General features: G+C 61.8%; 19 protein-coding genes. 13 read left to right on the forward strand and 6 right to left on the reverse strand.

What is annotated here, in order from left to right; all coding sequences use genetic code 11:
* Window positions 1-76 precede the first annotated feature (76 nt).
* Entirely contained in the window at window positions 77-1153 is a 1077-nt protein-coding gene (tsaD, locus tag RE432_RS13415; RefSeq protein WP_310933907.1) for a tRNA (adenosine(37)-N6)-threonylcarbamoyltransferase complex transferase subunit TsaD, read from the forward strand.
* Here tsaD and RE432_RS13420 read toward each other — a convergent pair.
* Window positions 1128-2030: a LysR substrate-binding domain-containing protein gene (locus RE432_RS13420; RefSeq protein WP_310933908.1), complete on the reverse strand. Its 903-nt coding sequence runs from the start codon at window positions 2028-2030 to the stop codon at window positions 1128-1130. The two genes, tsaD and RE432_RS13420, sit on opposite strands and share 26 nt — an antisense overlap.
* 60 nt (window positions 2031-2090) lie before the next feature.
* Between RE432_RS13420 and RE432_RS13425 the strand changes: the two genes are divergently transcribed.
* Window positions 2091-3170, forward strand: a complete 1080-nt coding sequence (locus RE432_RS13425; RefSeq protein WP_310933909.1) for a 4-oxalomesaconate tautomerase — start codon at window positions 2091-2093, stop codon at window positions 3168-3170.
* A gap of 44 nt (window positions 3171-3214) precedes the next feature.
* A complete protein-coding gene (locus RE432_RS13430; protein ID WP_310933910.1) occupies window positions 3215-4162 on the forward strand; it encodes a tripartite tricarboxylate transporter substrate binding protein in 948 nt (315 codons plus the stop codon).
* An 88-nt stretch (window positions 4163-4250) separates the two neighbouring features.
* Here the strand turns inward: RE432_RS13430 and plsY are convergent, their stop codons facing one another.
* On the reverse strand, window positions 4251-4892 hold the full coding sequence (gene plsY / locus RE432_RS13435) for a glycerol-3-phosphate 1-O-acyltransferase PlsY (protein ID WP_310933911.1): 642 nt from the start codon (window positions 4890-4892) through the stop codon (window positions 4251-4253).
* Between the two features lie 107 nt (window positions 4893-4999).
* Here plsY and surE point away from each other — a divergent pair, with 107 nt between their 5' ends.
* From surE to rlmD, 6 genes are all read left to right on the forward strand, one after another.
* Window positions 5000-5758: a 5'/3'-nucleotidase SurE gene (gene surE, locus RE432_RS13440; RefSeq protein WP_310933912.1), complete on the forward strand. Its 759-nt coding sequence runs from the start codon at window positions 5000-5002 to the stop codon at window positions 5756-5758.
* A complete protein-coding gene (locus RE432_RS13445; protein ID WP_310933913.1) occupies window positions 5743-6561 on the forward strand; it encodes a protein-L-isoaspartate(D-aspartate) O-methyltransferase in 819 nt (272 codons plus the stop codon). The genes surE and RE432_RS13445 overlap by 16 nt, the downstream gene beginning before the upstream one ends.
* A gap of 15 nt (window positions 6562-6576) precedes the next feature.
* Window positions 6577-7368, forward strand: a complete 792-nt coding sequence (locus RE432_RS13450; RefSeq protein WP_310933915.1) for a peptidoglycan DD-metalloendopeptidase family protein — start codon at window positions 6577-6579, stop codon at window positions 7366-7368.
* Entirely contained in the window at window positions 7365-8147 is a 783-nt protein-coding gene (locus tag RE432_RS13455; protein ID WP_310933916.1) for a 3'-5' exonuclease, read from the forward strand. The genes RE432_RS13450 and RE432_RS13455 overlap by 4 nt, the downstream gene beginning before the upstream one ends.
* A gap of 138 nt (window positions 8148-8285) precedes the next feature.
* A complete protein-coding gene (locus RE432_RS13460; RefSeq protein WP_310933917.1) occupies window positions 8286-8912 on the forward strand; it encodes a hypothetical protein in 627 nt (208 codons plus the stop codon).
* A gap of 151 nt (window positions 8913-9063) precedes the next feature.
* The gene (rlmD, locus tag RE432_RS13465) at window positions 9064-10389 is read left to right on the forward strand and encodes a 23S rRNA (uracil(1939)-C(5))-methyltransferase RlmD (protein WP_310933918.1); all 1326 of its coding nucleotides are present in this window, start codon (window positions 9064-9066) and stop codon (window positions 10387-10389) included.
* Window positions 10390-10451: 62 nt separating this feature from the next.
* Here the strand turns inward: rlmD and argH are convergent, their stop codons facing one another.
* Window positions 10452-11873 (reverse strand): argininosuccinate lyase, encoded by a 1422-nt coding sequence (argH, locus tag RE432_RS13470; RefSeq protein ID WP_310933919.1) that lies wholly within the window; start codon window positions 11871-11873, stop codon window positions 10452-10454.
* Window positions 11874-11949: 76 nt separating this feature from the next.
* Here argH and RE432_RS13475 point away from each other — a divergent pair, with 76 nt between their 5' ends.
* From RE432_RS13475 to RE432_RS13485, 3 genes are all read left to right on the forward strand, one after another.
* A complete protein-coding gene (locus tag RE432_RS13475) occupies window positions 11950-13254 on the forward strand; it encodes a mechanosensitive ion channel family protein (protein WP_310933920.1) in 1305 nt (434 codons plus the stop codon).
* Between the two features lie 63 nt (window positions 13255-13317).
* The gene (locus tag RE432_RS13480) at window positions 13318-13656 is read left to right on the forward strand and encodes a P-II family nitrogen regulator (RefSeq protein ID WP_310933921.1); all 339 of its coding nucleotides are present in this window, start codon (window positions 13318-13320) and stop codon (window positions 13654-13656) included.
* 24 nt (window positions 13657-13680) lie between these two features.
* Window positions 13681-14217, forward strand: coding sequence for a YaeQ family protein (locus RE432_RS13485; RefSeq protein ID WP_310933922.1), 537 nt, complete (start codon window positions 13681-13683; stop codon window positions 14215-14217).
* 11 nt (window positions 14218-14228) lie between these two features.
* On the opposite strand, the gene RE432_RS13490 is transcribed toward RE432_RS13485, so the two are convergent.
* A complete protein-coding gene (locus RE432_RS13490) occupies window positions 14229-14825 on the reverse strand; it encodes a chorismate lyase (RefSeq protein WP_310933923.1) in 597 nt (198 codons plus the stop codon).
* 36 nt (window positions 14826-14861) lie between these two features.
* Between RE432_RS13490 and RE432_RS13495 the strand changes: the two genes are divergently transcribed.
* On the forward strand, window positions 14862-15596 hold the full coding sequence (locus RE432_RS13495; RefSeq protein ID WP_310933924.1) for a pseudouridine synthase: 735 nt from the start codon (window positions 14862-14864) through the stop codon (window positions 15594-15596).
* Window positions 15597-15639: 43 nt separating this feature from the next.
* Here RE432_RS13495 and RE432_RS13500 read toward each other — a convergent pair whose 3' ends face one another.
* Both RE432_RS13500 and ugpQ read right to left on the reverse strand, forming a co-directional pair.
* Window positions 15640-16494: a 23S rRNA (adenine(2030)-N(6))-methyltransferase RlmJ gene (locus RE432_RS13500; RefSeq protein ID WP_310933925.1), complete on the reverse strand. Its 855-nt coding sequence runs from the start codon at window positions 16492-16494 to the stop codon at window positions 15640-15642.
* A gap of 97 nt (window positions 16495-16591) precedes the next feature.
* Window positions 16592-17353: a glycerophosphodiester phosphodiesterase gene (gene ugpQ, locus RE432_RS13505; RefSeq protein ID WP_310933926.1), complete on the reverse strand. Its 762-nt coding sequence runs from the start codon at window positions 17351-17353 to the stop codon at window positions 16592-16594.
* Window positions 17354-17381 lie beyond the last annotated feature (28 nt).

Consider the following 17381-nt stretch of genomic DNA (forward strand, 5'->3'; position numbering starts at 1 on the left):
TTCCAGGTGAGGAGTATTTATTTTTAGGCAGCCTGAATTCTAAGTCCGTTTTGCCTTCGGTTGTACACTAGCGCCTATGATTATTATCGGTTTTGAAAGCTCGTGCGACGAAACGGGCGTCGCAGTGGTCTGCACTGAAAAGGGATTGCTGGCGCACGCCCTGCACAGCCAGATCGCGATGCACCAGGAGTACGGCGGCGTGGTGCCCGAGCTGGCTTCGCGCGATCACATCCGGCGCATTCTGCCGCTGACGGAACAGGTGCTCGGCCAGGCAGGCCTGACGGTGGCGGACATCGACGCGGTCGCCTATACCGCGGGGCCCGGCCTGGCCGGGGCCTTGCTGGTCGGCGCCAGTGTGGCGCAGTCGTTTGCCTGGGCCCGGGGCCTGCCGGCTATTCCTATCCATCACCTGGAAGGGCATTTGCTGTCGCCCCTGCTGGCCGATCCGAAGCCGCAATTCCCCTTTGTGGCCCTGCTGGTGTCCGGCGGGCATACCCAATTGATGCGTGTCGACGGCGTGGGCGCCTACGCGCTGCTGGGCGAAACGCTGGACGACGCGGCGGGGGAAGCCTTCGACAAAACCGCAAAACTCATGGGGCTGGGGTATCCCGGCGGCCCCGCGCTGTCCCGCCTAGCGCAGGAAGGCGATGCCAGGGCATTCGATCTGCCCCGGCCGATGCTGCACAGCCCAGACCTGGATTTCAGCTTCAGCGGCCTGAAAACGGCCGTGCTGACGCGGTTGAAGCAGATTGAAAAGGAATCCGGCGCTATGACGGCGCGGCAGCGGGCCGACCTGGCCGCCTCGACCGAGGCCGCCATTGTCGATGTGCTGGCCGCCAAATCCATCAAGGCCATGAAGCAGACCGGGCTCAAGCGCTTGGTGGTGGCCGGCGGGGTAGGGGCCAACCGGCATCTGCGTGCCCAACTGGTTCAGGCCATGGGCAAGCTCAAGGGCGAAGTTTTCTTTCCGCCCTTGGAGCTCTGCACCGACAACGGCGCCATGATCGCCTATGCGGGCGCCCTGCGCATCCAGGCCGGGCTGGCAGACCTTGCCGGCGCCAGCCATGCATTCACGGTCAAACCGCGCTGGGACCTGCAGGAGGTCTGCCGCGAAGATTGCCTTCTGGCTACCGGCGATCCGCTTCTTCCTTGATCAGGTCATAGAGTATCTGGGCAGCGTGCGGAAGCGGATTGTGCTTCTTGCGCAGCAAGCCCAAGGTTCTTGATACCTCTGGGCATACCAGCGGAATCCCTTTGAGCGTTGAATGATTGTGGGGTGGCAGGGCCAATTGCGGCACGGCCGCGACACCCAGACGCGCTTCGACCAACCCCAGCAAGGATGAAACGTGCGCAACCTCGAAGAAGCTTGTTGGCCTGCGTGGACTTTGGGCCAGCGCCGAATCCAGCAGAACGCGGTTTCCGCTAGATTTGCCCACCGCAATAAAGCGCTCGTCGCATAGCTCTTCCCAGCGGACTTTGCGGCGCCTGGCCAGTCTGTGCCCGGCGTGGACGGCCAATACAAAACGTTCGGAAAAAATCGGCTCGAACTCCAGGTCCATTTCTTGGGTGCCAATAAAATTAATGCCAAAATCCGCGCGCCGGTTAACAACGTCGTTCAGGACGGTGTTGGCGCCTTCATCCAGTATGCGCACTCGAATGAGCGGATAGCGTTGCGCAAAAGTGTCGATCACCGTGGGTAGAAAGTAGTACGCGACCGAAGGCACGCAGGCAACGGTCACGACGCCGCTGCGCTTGGCGGCCAAGTCGGAAATACCCAGCATGGCGCCCTCCAGTTCACCCAAGGCACTTCTGGCATGTTCAAGAAACACCCTGCCCACGTTGGTCAATTCGACGTGACGGGTACTGCGCTCAAGCAGCTTTACGCCCAGCATGGTCTCGAGCTTATCGATTCGCCTGCTTAGCGCCGGCGCAGACAGATGTAGCTCCTCTGCGGCGACCCGAAACGAAAGCCGCTCTGCCACGGCAATAAATGCCTGAAGCTCCCGCAAATCAAAATTAATGCGTTTCATGCAATAAGCCTTGCTAAAGTTGCAATTCACTTATTATTGACCAGACGCCATCATCGCGTCATGGAAATAGAAATACCTTGCATCTTGATGCGCGGAGGGTCGTCTCGAGGGCCTTACTTTCGCGCCGACGATTTGCCCGCGGACATTGCCTTGCGCGACAGCGTCCTGCTTTCAGTCATGGGGTCGCCGCACGAGCTTCAGATCAACGGCCTGGGCGGCGGCACGACGTTGACCAGCAAGGTGGCTATTGTTTCGCGCTCTTCACGCCCTGGCTGCGACGTCGACTATCTTTTTGTGCAAGTGTCGGTTGACAAGGCGCTGGTCGATACCAGACCGAACTGCGGGAATATGCTGTCGGGTGTCGGGCCTTTTGCGATTGAATCAGGGCTGGTCCCGGCCAATGACGGCGTAACAGTCATACGCATTTTCAACGTCAATACCGGCACGCTGGTCGAGGCGACGGTACAAACGCCTGCCGGGCATGTGCTTTACACAGGCAACACCTGCATTGACGGGGTGCCCGGCTCGGGCGCTCCCATTGCCCTGAGCTTTCTTGACACCGTGGGCGGCCTGACGGGGTCCATGTTTCCCACGGGTTCACGCACTGACCTGATTGACGGCACTCAAGTCAGTTGTATTGACGTTGCCATACCCGTCATGGCCGTGGCGGCATCATCCCTTGGCATACAAGGTAATGAACGTCCACGCGAGCTGGATGCACATACCGCCCTGAAAAACCGCATTGAACATCTGCGTTTAGAGGCGGGCCGGCGCATGGGTTTAGGCGATGTATCGAACAGCGTGGTCCCCAAGCCAGTGATCGTCAGCGCAGGCGACAGCCCGAACGCCATTCAATCGCGTTACTTCACGCCGCATCATTGCCATCAGTCTCATGCGGTCACCGGTGCGATTGCGGTGGCAAGCAGTTTCGTGATTCCGGGGACGGTCAGCAACGCGCTGAGCCAAGGCGACCTGCCGCTCACAGGCACTATTTCCGTCATGCATCCCTCGGGGCGCATCGAAGTCGCCCTGGCGCTTCAGAATGACAACGGGCATTTGAAACTGTCCAAAGCAGGGGTCGTTCGGACGGCGCGAAAGATTATGCAAGGGACGGTTTGCGCCGTTGTCCCATCCCTTTAACGCTTACACTCCGGAGGAGACTTACGATGAAGTACCCAATACTGATGGGCGTGTTGCTTGGAGGTTCAATTTCAAGCCTGTCCATGGCCGCCGACATGGCGTTCCCGACTCGCACAATAACTATCGTTGTGCCCACAGCGCCCGGCGGCGGCAACGATGCGATGGCACGCATTCTGGCCCAGAAGATGAGTGAGAACCTGGCGCAAACCGTCATCGTAGAGAATAAGCCCGGTGCGAACGGGGCCATTGCATCGAGCTATGTGGCCAGAGAGAAGCCTGATGGCTATACGATGCTCTTTGGCTATATTGCCACGCACGCCATCAACCCCTCGATGCAAAAGCTAAGCTACGACCCTGTTAAGGACTTTTCCCCGGTGGGGATGGTCGCCACCTCGTCCACGCTGATGGTGGTCAATAAAGACTTGCCCGTCAGGACGGTGGATGAGTTGATAAAAATATCGAAAAAAGAGGGTGCTCACCTGAACTACGCCTCGGCGGGCAGCGGTACCGCACCCCATGCAGCCGGGGCTTTGTTCAAGTTGGCGACGGGCGCTGAAATGCAAGATATCCCCTACAAAGGATCGAACCCTGCCATGATGGACACGATAGGGGGGATTACACAGGTGATGTTCCCCAGCTTGTTCAGTGCTGCGCCGCATATCAAAAGCGGGGCGGTTCGCGCCTTGGCGGTTGCGGGAGAGCAACGCAGCGATGTATTCCCCGATCTGCCTACGCTGAAAGAGCAGGGCATTGATGTATCGGTTGACCAATGGTATGCGATGTTCGCGCCCGCCGGCACGCCCGCTGGCATCGTCTCCAAACTCAATCAGTCGCTGAACGCAGCCTTGAAGGATCCAGGCGTGAAACAGAAATTTGTTGATCAGGGCGCCCAGGTGCAGGCCAGCACGCCTGATGAGCTTAAAGAGCGGGTGATCAACGATTTGGCAAAATGGAAGGAGGTCATTGCCAGAAGCGGTATGAATAGCCAATGACATAAGCAGGAACATGCGCGATGCCGCTGCAGGCGCCCCTATTCAGGGCGGGGAGCAGGGCGGGCACGAAATCGGCCCTATATCTTGCTTATTTCTTTTTGCTGCCGATGCGGCTTTCTTTGCCGGTCATCAGGCGACTGATGTTGGCTTGATGCCGGAAGACCAGTACGACGCTGATGACGACGATGGCCAGGGCGAATGATTTATTCAGCGGCCAGGCGACATTGCCGCCCAGCAGGTAGTACAGCGGCGCGAAAATGGCCGCGAGTATGGATGAAAGCGACGAGTAGCGGGTGACGTAGGCCAGGATCAGCCAAGTGCCGGCGGTGGCCAGTGCCAGCCAGGGGTTCAGCGCGGTAATCACCCCCAAGGCGGTGGCGACGCCCTTGCCGCCCTTGAACCCCAGGAAAACCGGAAATACATGGCCCAGGAAGGCGGCAACGGCACAGCCCGCGACGACGCTAGAGGGAATGCCGAACCGCTGGGCCACGTAGCCAGCGGCAAAGACCGCAAGCCAGCCTTTGGCGGCGTCGCCCAGCAGGGTCAGGGCCGCCGCCGTTTTGTTGCCGGTACGCAACACGTTGGTGGCGCCCGGGTTCTTCGAGCCGAAAGTCCGGGGGTCGGCCAGGCCCATGGCGCGGCTGACGACCACCGCAAATGGAACCGACCCGAGCAGGTATGATGCGAGCATCATGCCAAACGCAATGACGATAGTGGGGATGACTGACATAGTTCTTGGACTCCGGTAGGTTCTGCGGCGATTCTACCCACTGTCGCCCAAAACACCAAAACGAGCGGGTACAATTCGCTACGTTCAGTTGAAACTTATGGAAGGCAATGCGCATACTGGTATCCAACGATGACGGCTACACGGCCCCGGGGCTGGACGCGTTGGTGCAGTCCCTGAAAGGGCTGGGCGATCTGACCGTCGTGGCCCCCGAAACGAACTGCAGCGGGGCATCGAATTCATTGACCCTGAACCGGCCGCTATCGGTGCGCCAGGCCAATAATGGTTTCTATTATGTCAATGGCACGCCATCCGATTGCGTACACATTGCGTTGACCGGCCTGCTGGATTTCCGTCCCGACCTGGTGGTGTCAGGCATCAACAATGGCGCCAATATGGGCGAGGATACCTTGTATTCCGGCACCGTCGCGGCGGCGACCGAGGGCTATCTTTTCGGTATTCCCGCCATTGCGTTCTCGCTGGTCAAGAAGGGGTGGGAACACCTGGACAGCGCGGCCAGGATCGCCCGCAGGATTGCCGAGCAGCACACCCGGCATCCGCTGCCCGGCTATACGCTGCTGAACGTCAACATCCCGGCCATGCCATTGGCCGACATACAGGAAATCCGTGTCACGCGGTTGGGCAAGCGGCATCCATCGGAACCCGTGGTCAAGACCAATACGCCTTATGGCGAGCCGGTCTACTGGATAGGGCCGGTCGGCAGGGTGTCCGATTCGGCGGCCGATACGGATTTCGGCGCGATCGAGCAAAATGCCGTGTCCTTGACGCCTTTGCGTTTTGACCTGACGCATTACGAGCAACTGGATCAGGTCAGGGATTGGGCGGTGCCGCTATGCGCAAACCCGTAGTTCCTTTCCCTTTTGCCAGCGGCACCACGAATCGCTTTGGGCGGTCCAGTTTCGGCGGCGGCGTGTCGGCGGCCAACAGCAACACCCGTATCTTTTCCCAGGGGAAAGCGGTCTCGAATGTGCCGGCCGCCAGCCGGAATACATCAACAAGTGTTAACTTGGGTTTGAACTCCGAGCGTTCGCGTGGCATGATGATTGCCCGCCTGCGCAATCAGGGCATACAAGACGAACGCGTGCTGGATGCCATGATGGCCGTGCCACGACATCTGTTTGTCGACGAAGGGCTGGCCAGCCGCGCCTACGAAAACGCCGCGCTGCCCATTGGGCACAGCCAGACCATCTCGCAGCCTTGGGTCGTTGCGCGCATGATCTCCGCCATGTGCGAAAATCGAGTTCCGGTTAAAGTGCTGGAAGTGGGGGCCGGCTGCGGCTATCAGGCAGCGGTGCTGGCGCAGTTTATTAAAGAGGTTCATGCTATCGAACGCATACGCGGCCTGTACGATCTGGCCCGCGATCGGCTTCGGGCACTGAAGCTTATTGCCCGTGTCCGCCTGACTTTTGGCGATGGCATGGCAGGATTGCCCGGTGTGGCGCCTTTTGATGGGATCATCATTGCCGCCGCCGGTATTAGAATTCCCCAAGCGTTGCTGGAACAGCTGGCGATTGGGGGCCGTTTAATCGCCCCCGAGGGGACGACAGCGCAACGCCTGATTCTTATAGAGCGCACGGGTGCCACGACCTGGCATCGCGAAGAGCTCGAATCGGTCCGCTTCGTTCCGCTTCGGTCGGGCACACAGCTTTAAGCACAGGAGAGCCACATGCACGCAGGGACGTTTCAGTCTACCGCTACTCTGACACACGAACACCCTCAACGCTCATCTCGCTATTTGTTGCTCGCCGCCGTTGCCGTAACGGTCGTTCTGGCAGGATGCGCGTCCAGGAAAACGCAGGCCCCCGTCACCGACATGTCGGGCGGCGTGGTGGCGCCCGCCACAGGCGGCACCTATGTGGTCAAGGGGGGCGACACGCTATACAAAATCGCCCAGGCCAACCAGATGGATATGAAAGAACTGGCCCGGCTCAACAACATCACCGATCCGGGCCAATTGCGGATCGGACAAGTCCTGCGCCTTGACAGCACCGGCCCCGCGCCGGCGGCGCCCCCTGCGGGAGCGGCGACGCCCCTCCCCGTGACGCCGGTGGCGCCCGCCGAGCCCACCAGCACCGTGCGCGCCAGCGATGCCTCGCTGATCGACTGGGGCTGGCCGGCATCGGGCAAGATCATCCAGAGCTTCAATGCCAATACCAAGGGTATCGATATTGCCGGAACGGTGGGCGAGCCCGTGCATGCCGCCGCGGATGGCAAGGTCATGTATGCCGGCAACGGCGTGCGCGGCCTGGGCAACCTGATCCTGCTGGGCCACAGCAACGGCTTCATCACCGCTTATGCGCATAACCAGACGCTGCTGGTCAAAACCGGCCAGGAAATCAAGAAGGGCGAGAAAATCGCCGCCATCGGGCAGAGCGACACCACGTCCCCGCGCCTGCACTTCGAGGTCCGCCGCCGCGGCACGCCGGTCAACCCCATGTCGTATCTGCCGGCGCGATGATACCCACCCTGGTCTTCGATCTTGAGACGATCCCCGACGCCCAAGGCCTGCGCCGCCTGAATCCCCAGTGGGGAGCCGAAATGACCGATACCCAGGTCATCGAGGCCGCCCTCGAGGCCAGGCAGGCATCGCACGGCACCGACTTCCTGCCTTTGCATCTTCACAAAGTGGCGGTGGTCGGCTGCGTCTTCCGGGATGACAACGGCTTTCGCGTCAAGACGCTGGGCAATGCCGACGATCCCGAGGCCGCGCTGCTGTCGGGTTTCTTCAAGACAATAGAACACTACACCCCCCGGTTGGTCAGTTGGAACGGCTCCGGCTTCGATTTGCCGGTGCTGCATTACCGCAGCTTGATCCACGGCGTCCAGGCGCCCCGTTATTGGGATACGGGCGAAGACGACCGCGATTTCAAATACAACAACTACATCAGCCGTTATCACAATCGGCATATCGACCTGATGGATCTACTGGCGAAATACAATGGCCGCGCCAATGCGCCCCTTGACGACCTGGCCAAGCTCTGCGGCTTTCCCGGCAAGCTGGGCATGGACGGCAGCCAGGTATGGAAGGCCTGGTCCAGCGGGCAGGCCGACGAGGTCCGCGCCTATTGCGAAACCGACGTCGTCAATACCTGGCTGGTGTATTGCCGCTTCCGTTTCCTGAAAGGCGAGCTGGATCGCGTCGCCTACGATGCCGAAGTGCAACTGGTGCGCGACACGCTGCAGGCCAGCGATGCCGCGCATTGGAAGGAATACATGGCAAGCTGGGATGCCGCCTGATCGGCAGGCCTGCAACGGGCTTGCCCCGAGCCATCGTGCTTGAAATCATCTGAAAGACTCTCGCTTTTGCTGAAACAGGGCAGAAACCGATACGCTTGCACAATGAGGCCTCCTACTGAATGGATTAAAGGAATCTTCATGCAAACCTCGAAATTCGCCTTTACGGCCAAGCTTGCTTCCCTGACTGCTGCGCTGGCGCTATGCGGCGGCGCCTATGCCGCAACCGGCACGGCGCCGGGCGCGTCGGCGGGCGTTGCTCAAGAGACCGCCGCCACGGCATCGGAGCCGGCGCAACACGTTCACAAGAAAGGCCAGCGCCATCACAAGCGCGGGCAATATGGCCAGCATCGCGCCGCCATGTGGGTGCCGGGTTACGGCCCGCTGAACAAGGAAACCGTCGATGCGCTGGCATTGAACGATAGCCAGATCAAATTGGTGGATGCGGCCAAGGCCGAACAGAAAGCAGGGCGTGCCGAACGGCGCGACGCCATGAAGTCGGCGCGCAGCGCCAGGCTGGAGCAGATCAAGGGTGGCAAGATCGATCCGCAGGCTGCGTTGAAGCAGCGGGACGCGGCGCAGCAAAGCGCTCTGGCCGAACGGCGCAAGGTGGACGAAAAATGGCTGGCCGTCTGGGACGCCCTGGATGACACCCAGCGGCAGAAGGTGGCGGCGCATTTGAACGAACGGGCCGAAAAGTTCGCGAAGCACGCCGAACAGCGCAAACAGCACCGGACACAACCCCAGCCTGAAAAAGCATCGTCCTAGGCTGCCGGGCAAGCCCATCTCCGGCCGGCTCGACTTGGCGGCCGGAGAATGTCAAAATTCGGGCCTGAGGATGGCCTGAGCATGTTTCGACGCGGCACGCGCTTGCATGGAATGTGTCCAGGCCATCTTTAACGCTTTGGGTATCCGGATAATGACGTCAGAAGTTTTAGAGATTGAATCGCTCGACCTTGAGGCGCGCGGGGTGGCCCGCCGCGACGGCAAGGTCGTTTTTGTGGAAGGGGCCTTGCCGGGCGAAAGGGTGCTGGCCGGCATCGCCCGGCGCAAGCCCTCGTTCGATACCGCCCGGGTCGAACGCATCCTCAAGCCGTCTTCGCAGCGCGTACAGCCGCCCTGTCCGTATTTCGGCGTCTGTGGCGGCTGTGCCATGCAGCACCTTGATCCCGCCGCCCAGGTGGCCGTGAAGCAGCGCGTGCTGGAAGACGCGCTGGGGCATATCGGCAAGGTGCAGCCGGGCAGGGTGCTGCCGCCGCTGCACGGGCCGGCCTTCGGGTATCGCTACCGTGCCCGCCTGTCGGTGCGGTTGGTCAGGAAGAAGGGCGGCGTGCTGGTCGGCTTTCGCGAGCGGCGCGGCAGCTATGTGGCCGACATGAAAAGCTGCCTGGTGCTGCCGCCGCATGTTTCGGCCTTGCTGGCGCCGCTGCGCGAACTGGTTGGCGCACTGGCCCAGCCAGACCGCATTCCCCAAATCGAAGTCGCCGTGGGCGACCAGACCACCGCGCTGCTGCTGCGCCATATGGAAGCGCTGACGCAGGCCGACATTGCTTTGCTGCGTGAATTCGGCGAACGCCGCAATGTGACGTGGTGGCTGCAGCCCAAAGGCCCCGAAACCGTTCATTTGCTGGACAAGGACGATGACGGCAAACTGGCCTACGCCTTGCCCGAGTTCGGTTTGCGCATGCCTTACCGGCCCACGGACTTCACCCAGATCAACCACGCCATCAACCGTACCCTGATTTCAAAGGCCTTAACCCTGCTGGCCATCCAGCCCGGCGACCGTGTGGCCGACCTGTTCTGCGGCTTGGGCAATTTCACTTTGCCGCTGGCAACGGTGGCGGCCAAGGTGGTGGGCATCGAAGGCAGCGCGGCGCTGACCGAGCGTGCGCTTGAGGCGGCGCGCCAGCACGGGCTGGAATCGAAAACCGCGTTCTCGACCCTGAATCTGTTCGACGTGGACGTCCAGTGGCTGCGCGATCTGGGTGTGTTCGACCGCATGCTGATCGATCCGCCGCGAGAAGGGGCCGAGGCGGTGGCGCGGGCGTTGGCGGCGCTGGCGCCCGCGGAACGGCCGCAGCGCATTGTGTATGTGTCCTGTAGCCCGGCCACGCTGGCGCGCGACGCGGGCATTCTGGTGCATGAAGGCGGCTATGTCCTGCAAAGCGCGGGGGTTGTGAACATGTTCCCGCACACCGGGCATGTGGAATCGATTGCGGTGTTCGACGCGCCCCGGGCTGCCTGACAGCGCGCCCCCCAGGACCCGCCGCTCGGCGGCGCCTGCACGCGCAGACGCCGGGGCGGGGACTACAGGCCGGTGTCGGCCAGGATGCGTTCGGCTTCCAGCTTGACGCGCTCGGGCGCGGTGCCGCCGATGTGCTTGCGGGCAGCCACCGAGCCTTCGAGCGTAAGAACGTCGAAGATGTCCTGTTCGATCAATGCATGGAAGCCCTGCAGCTCGGCCAGCGACAGGTCCGCCAGGTCGCAGCCGCGATCTTCGCAGGCGCGTACGGCATGGGCCACGGTTTCGTGGGCATCGCGGAACGGGACGCCTTTCTTGACCAGGTAATCGGCCAGGTCGGTGGCGGTGGCAAAGCCCTGCAGGGCGGCCGAACGCATGGCGTCGGCCTTGACCTTGATGCCGCCTATCATGTCCACGAAAATGGTCAGGGTGTCGCGGATGGTGTCGGCGGAATCGAACAGGCCTTCTTTGTCTTCCTGGTTGTCCTTGTTGTAGGCCAGCGGCTGGCCTTTCATGAGCGTCAGCAGGGCGATCAGGTGGCCGTTCACGCGCCCCGTCTTGCCGCGCGCCAGTTCGGGAACGTCAGGGTTTTTTTTCTGCGGCATGATAGAGCTGCCGGTGCAGAAGCGGTCGGCCAGGTCGATGAAGCCCACGCGCGGGCTCATCCACAAGACCAGTTCTTCGGACAGGCGCGAGATATGCGTCATGATCAGGGCGGCGGCGGCGCAAAACTCAATGGCGAAGTCGCGGTCGGATACGGCGTCCAGCGAGTTGCGGCAGACGCTGTCGAATTCCAGCGTCTTGGCCACGCGTTCGCGGTCGATGGGATACGAGGTGCCGGCCAGTGCGGCCGCGCCCAGGGGCAGGCGGTTGACGCGCTTGCGGCAATCGGCCAGGCGTTCGGCGTCGCGTCCGAACATTTCGGCGTAGGCCAGCAGATGGTGGCCGAAGGTGACCGGCTGGGCGACCTGAAGATGGGTAAACCCGGGCAGTATGGTGCCGGTATGCTGCAGGGCCAGCTCGGCCAGTTTGCGGCGCAGTTGGCGCAGCAGGTCAAGGGCGATGTCGATTTCGTGGCGCAGCCACAGGCGGATGTCGGTGGCGACCTGGTCGTTGCGCGAGCGCCCGGTGTGCAGGCGCTTGCCTGCGTCGCCGATCAGTTCGACCAGGCGTTTTTCGATGTTCAGGTGCACGTCTTCAAGGTCCAGCGACCAATTGAAGCGGCCTTGCCCGATTTCGTCCAGAATCTGCTTCATGCCGCGCTGGATGTCGGCCAGGTCGCCGGCGCTGATGAGGTTGATCGAGGCCAGCATGTCGGCGTGCGCCAGCGAACCCTGGATATCGAAGGCGGCCATGCGCTGGTCGAAGTCGACCGAGGCGGTATAGCGCTTGACCAGGTCTGAAACGGGTTCGGAAAAGCGGGCGGACCAGGCCTGGGCCTTGTTTGCAAACTGGTTTTGCAGGTCGGATGAAGTGTTTTTTGGCATAGTGGCATGATTATAAGGGAGGTTGTCACTACGTTATGATTAAGGGCTGCCGAACTTACAGGGTCAATCCGACGCAATGCAAGAACAGAGTTTGCTGGCCCACTGGCTGGGCGACAATTGGTTAAGCCAGAATATGCCGGATGCCCTGTGGGCGCAGGTATTGCTGGGCTTGCTGGTGCTGGCCTTCCTGGTTGTCGTGGCCGGGTGGGTTACCTCGCGGGTCCTGGCCACCATCACCCGGCGCACGCTGACTGCGGTCGGGCGCGACGACTGGTCGGTGGCGCTGTCGCGCCGGCGGGTTTTCCGCAACGTCAGCTATGCCGTGCCTTTGCTGGTCATCATGGCCAATATCGGCTTGCTGCCCATCGACGACCAATACATCGGCATCCTGGCCCGCATCTTCCTGTCGGCCGGCATTGTTTTCCTGTTCATGGCCGGAAACGGCGCGCTGTCGGCATGGCAGGACGTCTATAACGCCAGCACCCGCGCGCAGACCCGTTCGATCAAAGGCTATCTGGAACTGGGCAAGATCGTTGTCTGGGCGGTGTGCCTGATCTTGATCATTTCCATCCTGGTCAACCGTTCGCCCTTGCTGATGCTGTCCGGGCTGGGTGCGCTGTCGGCCGTGTTGCTGTTGGTCTTCAAGGACACCCTGCTGTCGCTGGTGGCCAGCACGCAGATGACGTCCAACGATATGCTGCGCATTGGCGACTGGATAGAAATGCCGCAGGCGGGCGCCGATGGTTTCGTCATTGACATCGCCCTGCATACCGTCAAGGTGCAGAACTGGGACAAGACCGTCACCACCGTGCCCACGTACAAGCTGTTTTCTGAAAGCTACCGGAACTGGCGCTATATGTTCGAGTCGGGCGGACGGCGCATCAAGCGTACGCTGCGCATCGACGCCAGCAGTGTCCGTTTCCTGCGGGAAGAAGAAATCACGGCCTTGAGCCGGTTCGCCCTGCTGAAGGACTACCTTGACGGCAAGCAGCAGGAGCTGGAAACCAGCAACCGCGCCCTGGGCGAACTGGCCGGCCTGGAAAGCAATCGGCGGCGCCTGACCAACCTGGGCACTTTCAGGGCTTACGCATTGGCTTATCTGCGCACGCAGCGCGAGCTGCATCAGGACATGCTGATGATCGTCCGGATGATGGAGCCGGACTCGCAGGGCATTCCCGTCGAGGTCTATTGCTTTGCCAACAATACGGCCTGGGTCGAGTACGAGCGTATCCAGGGCAATATCTTCGATCATTTGCTGGCTATCCTGCCCGAGCTCTCGCTGCGCCTGTATCAGGCGCCGTCGGGCGCTGATTTTGGCCGGGCCTGGGAAGGCAGCCGCGCCGAGGCCGCCGGCTGGCAGGGTCACGATGCCGGGCGCTGACTGCCGTCCTGTGCGCCATCCTGATCATCATGCGATAATTTTTCTTTATCCTGGAGCCATTCAATGAAACAAGTCGCGGCAATCATCAAGCCGTTCAAGCTGGACGAGGTGCGCGAGGCGCTGGCTGATATTGGCGTCAATGGCCTGACGGTCACCGAAGTCAAGGGTTTTGGACGCCAGAAAGGCCACACCGAACTGTACCGGGGCGCGGAATACGTCGTCGATTTTCTGCCCAAGATCCGCATCGACGTGGTCCTGCCGGCGGCGATGGTCGATGTCGCCATCGACGCCATCATCAAGGCGGCTTTTACCGGCAAGATTGGCGACGGCAAGATTTTTGTCACCGCTGTCGAACAGGCTGTCCGTATTCGTACCGGCGAGTCCGGCATCGACGCACTGTAGTTTCATTTCATGGCGTGTTGAACCATGGCTTTGCGTGCCACGATATTCAAGCTGGACCTGCACGTGGCCGATATGGACCGCGGCTACTACGGCAGCCATGTACTGACCCTGGCGCGCCACCCGTCGGAAACCGACGAACGGATGATGCTCCGGGTGCTGGCGTTCGCGCTGTATGCCGATGAAGGCCTGGCGTTTACCCGGGGCTTGAGCACCACCGACGAGCCTTCGCTCTGGCAGAAGGACCTGACCGGTTCGATCCTGAACTGGATAGAACTGGGGCATCCCGACGAGCGGCGCCTGTTGCAGGCCAGCGGCAAATCGGAACAGGTGGTGGTGTTTTGCTACGGCGGGCATGCCAGCCAGGTCTGGTGGCAGGGGGTTCAGGCCAATGTGGCCCGGGCGCCTAACCTGAGCGTGCTATCGGTCAGCCCGGCGTCGGTCCAGGCATTGGCCGGGTTCGCGCAGCGCGCGATGACGCTGCACGTCACCATCGAGGAAGGCATGGCGCTGGTCGCCTCCGACGCCGACAGCGTGTCGGTGCCGCTCGACGTCTGGCGCTGACAGGTTCTGGATCAGATCCGGAAGGGATCCAGTCCCTGCTCGTAGGCGGACTTGGCCGCCAGCGGCCAGAATTCCGGCAAGAAACATTCAGCCACCAGCAGGGGTTGTCCGCTGCGCCAGAAAACCGAGCATCGGGCCAGCAGTTGGCGGGCCGAGGGGGCATGGGCGCCGAATATGCGCCGGGCGGTGCCGTACAGGGGTTGTTGTTCGTTCAGGCGACAGGCAAAAAACGGCGAACGGATGATTTGCGGGTTGTGGTACAGCATGTCGGCCAAAGGGCGGGTGCGCAGGCGGCGCATGCCTTGCCACAGACCGTGCGATGCCTGCAAAGGGGTGAAGCTGCGCGCGAAGACGCAGTCGACGCCGTTGATGGACATCATGATTTCGCGTACCCAGATGGGGCTGCGCGCTTCGCGTTGCAGCATCCAGGCCTCGGCGGGCTGCAGGCCGTCTACTTGTTCATTGATGACGCGCAAATTAAACTGGCCCAGTTGGCGCAGGCCCGCGGTCAATGCGTCCGGGCGGAACAGCCAGTATTTTTGCTGGCGGGCCAGAACAGGCGAGGGCGCCGCCATCCACATGCTGCGATGATTCGGGTGTAATTGCATAAACGCTATTATCGCCAAAGTCATAAAATAGCGCTCATGGAAAAAATACGAATCTCAAAATTGATGGCTGAACGCGGCCTGTGCTCGCGGCGCGAGGCGGATGCCTATATCGAACGCGGCTGGGTGCGGGTCGACGGCGCGGTGGTGTCGGAACTGGGCAGCAAGGCCTGGCCCGACCAGAAGATTACCCTCGACAAGCAGGCCCAGCGGCGCCAGACGGCGCGTGTGACGATCCTGCTGAACAAGCCGGTAGGGTATGTGTCGGGGCAGGCCGAACAAGGCTACCGGCCGGCGATAACGCTGATCAGCGCCGCCACGCGCTATCGCGTCGACAAGTCGCCGCTGCGCTTCGAACCCGGGCATTTAAGGGGCCTGGCGCCGGCCGGCCGGCTGGACATCGATTCGCAAGGCCTGCTGGTCCTGACGCAGGATGGCCGGATCGCCCGCCAACTGATCAACGAAGATTCAGAGATCGAAAAGGAATACCTGGTCCGGGTTCAGGGCAAGATTGCGGGCAATGGCCTGGCTATGCTCAACCACGGCCTGTCGCTCGACGGGAAGCCTTTGCGTCCGGCTCACGTCAGTTGGCAGAATGAAGACCAGTTGCGTTTCATTCTTCAGGAAGGCAAGAAGCGCCAGATCAGGCGTATGTGCGAGCAGGTGGGCCTGAAGGTCATTGGCCTGAAGCGCGTACGCATGGGGCGTATTGTCTTGGGCGACCTGCCGCCCGGGCAATGGCGTTATCTGAAAGACGGCGAGCGCTTCCTGTAGCCGCCGGTTGTGCGTTGGCGCTTGCCCGGGCCGGCGCGCCCGCCTAGGCGCCGTGCTGCTTCAGGGTGAAGCCGGCGCGGTCATCCAGCTTCAGCTTTTCGCTCAGCCACGGCAGGGTCTTGGCCAGCTCGTCGTGCAATGTCCAGGGTGGGTTCAGTACGAACATGCCGCTGCCATGCAAGCCGAAGCCGTCGCCGGACGGCTTGCGCACGGTCAGGCTGGCATGCACCCATGGCGTTTGCAGGCGTTCCAGCGAACGCGCCAGCTCATGCGCCTCTCGCCGCTGCACCAAGGGGTACCACACGGCAAAGCAGCCCGTGGCGAAGCGCTTCAGGCCTTCGTTCACTGCCAGCAGGGTTTTGCGATAGTCTTGCTTGTCTTCATACGAAGGGTCGATGATCACAATCCCCCGGCGCGGCGCGGGCGGCAACTGGCTTTTCAGGCCCGTGAACCCGTCAGCTTCGTATATCGTGGTTTGGCGCAAGGCGGACTTGCCCTGGCTGCCCAGGTTCTGGCGTAGCACGTCTGCCTCGGAGGGATGCATTTCAAACAGGCGCAGGCGATCTTGCCCGCGTAGCGCCCGCAGGGCGAGCCAGGGCGAACCCGGGTAAAAGTTGGCGACGCCATCGGGGTTGAAGTGGTGCACCTCTTCAAGATAGCGCTCTATCATGGGCGGCATGTTCCCGGCGCCCAGCAAGCGGTCGAGCCCGTCGGTGAATTCCCCGTTCTTGGTGGCCCAGTCGCTGCGCAAATCGTACAGGCCGGCCCCCGCGTGGGTGTCGATCACCCAATAGGCGCTGTCTTTCCGGTTGAAGTAATCCAGAATGTGGACGAAGACGGCGTGCTTCAGGACGTCGGCATGATTGCCGGCGTGAAAGGCGTGTCGGTAGCTGAACAAAAGGTTTCCTTATCGGGCCGCGGCCCATGTGCGCGGCCCTGGGTGGCGCAGGCCGGCATGTCTATATAGTGTAGTGCAGCGCGGGCCGCAATCGGGCTCAGGCCCCGGCGCTGGCCGGCGAGAGGGCAATGATCTCGTCCGTGATGACCGCATTGCAGCCCCAGTCAAGCAGTTCGCGCGCGCGCGCCGGATCGTTGACCGTCCAAATGGCCAGCGTATAGCCCGCTCCGCGCACGGCCTGGACAAGCGCTTGGGTCGTGTGCTGGTGGTTCAGGTTCAAGCCCTGGCATTTCAGGCGGCGTACCCGGTCCAGCCAGTCGGCCGGCAGCGCTTCTTCCACCAGCAATGCGCGCGGAAGCTCGGGGGCTTCGTCCTGGGCGGCTTCCAGGGCGGTTTCCGAAAACGAGGACAGCAAAGGCGGCAAGTCGGCGCCGGCCCAGAGGGTGCGCGCCAGGCGCGCCACTTGACGGCCCGTTTCCGCTTCCAGCCCGGTATGCGGCTTGATTTCTATATTGCTGCGTATGCCGTTGGCCAGGGTGAAGGCGGCAATGGCGTGCAGGGAAGGGATGGGCTCGCCGGCATAGTCGGGGGAATGCCAGCGGCCGAAATCGATTTCGGCCAGTTCGGCCCAGGTTTTGTCGGCGGCGTTGCCAACGCGGTTCGAGGTGCGGTCGATGGTATCGTCGTGCAGCAGCACCGCCACGCCGTCACGGCTGAGCTTGACGTCGTACTCCATCATCTGGAAGCCGTGCCGCGCCCCTAGGCGCACTGCGGCCAGGGTGTTTTCAGGGGCCTGGCGGCCGGCGCCGCGATGGGCGATCAATGGGGGATAGGGCCAAAGGTGGGGTGGGGCGATCATATTGGCTGTTGGCTAGAGGTCGAGGTGA

This window comes from Pusillimonas sp. SM2304, assembly GCF_031628915.1.
Lineage (GTDB): Bacteria > Pseudomonadota > Gammaproteobacteria > Burkholderiales > Burkholderiaceae_B > Pusillimonas_C.